The organism is Stenotrophomonas sp. GbtcB23, from assembly GCF_019091045.1.
Classification (GTDB): domain Bacteria; phylum Pseudomonadota; class Gammaproteobacteria; order Xanthomonadales; family Xanthomonadaceae; genus Stenotrophomonas; species Stenotrophomonas rhizophila_A.
Genome location: NZ_JAGXKC010000727.1, coordinates 1 through 232 on the forward strand (window position 1 = coordinate 1; position 232 = coordinate 232).

The 232-nt window shown below is 67.7% G+C and carries 1 pseudogene; it reads left to right on the plus strand.

Annotated elements, in window-relative coordinates:
* Nucleotides 1-232: pseudogene (locus tag KVS69_RS20725) on the plus strand (transketolase); the annotation flags it as partial.

A 232-nucleotide genomic window follows, 5' to 3' on the forward strand; every position in this document is an offset into this window, starting at 1 on the left:
GACCGCTTCGTGCTGTCCAACGGCCACGGCTCGATGCTGCAGTACGCGCTGTTGCACCTGAGCGGCTACGTCCTGCCGATCGAACAGCTCAAGCAGTTCCGCCAGCTCGGCAGCAAGACCGCCGGCCATCCGGGACACCATGAAACCCCCGGGGTGGAAACCACCACCGGTCCGCTCGGCCAGGGCCTGGCCAACGCGGGTGGTTTCGCGCTGGCCGAAAAGCTGCTGGCCC